Annotated in this window: 1 pseudogene; it reads right to left on the bottom strand. The window is 72.4% G+C overall.

Going from position 1 to position 721, the window contains the following annotated elements:
* Positions 1-721 (bottom strand): annotated as a pseudogene (locus tag FXO23_RS28735) (lytic transglycosylase domain-containing protein); the annotation flags it as partial.

Raw genomic sequence — 721 nt, 5'->3', positions numbered from 1 at the left:
GAGGGCTTCGACGGGGTGGTGGGACTGGTCGGCGGGGTGGTCGGGCCGGTGGGCTGGGGGGTGGTGCCGGGCGGCGTGGATCCAGGCGGGGTGGTCCCCGGTGGGGCAGTACCCGGCGGAGTAGCGCCCGGTGGGGTGGTTCCGGGGGGAGTGGTGCCCGGGGGCATCGGTACCGGGGCGGCTTCCAGGGGTGCGCTCGGGGCGCCGATGGGCACCTGGCTGTCGGGGAGTTGCGCGACGCCGGTGCGGTAGGCCTGGGCCCACAGGATGACGGTGTTCACGTAGCTGTCGGAGTTGTTGTACCGGTAGATCGCGGTCCGCAGCTGGTTCGGATCGGCCAGGTCGAATCCGCCGGAGCAGAGGTAGCGGCCGGTGGCGAGGGTGGCGTCGTAGATGTTGTTCGGGTCGGCGTTCCCGTCGCCGTTGCCGTCGGCGGCATATCCCCACCAGGTGGAGGGGATGAACTGGGTCGGGCCGACCGCGCGGTCCCAGACCGTGTCGCCGTCGAACCGGCCGCCGTCGGTGTCCGGGATCGCCGCGACCGGGCCGACCCCGTTGAGCACCGGCCCGAGGATCCGCTCGAGGGTGTTGCCGTTCGCGTCGACGTACCCGCCGCGCGCGTGGTTGGACTCGATCCGCCCGATGCTGGCGATCAACGCCCAGTCGATGTGGCAGTTCGGCTGCTCCCGGGCCAGGATGTCGGCCGCGTTCCGGTACGCCT

It is taken from the genome of Amycolatopsis anabasis, from assembly GCF_009765355.1.
GTDB classification, from domain to species: domain Bacteria; phylum Actinomycetota; class Actinomycetes; order Mycobacteriales; family Pseudonocardiaceae; genus Amycolatopsis; species Amycolatopsis anabasis.
Note: the sequence above shows the minus strand (reverse complement) of the source record. Positions and strands in the feature narration are given on the sequence as shown.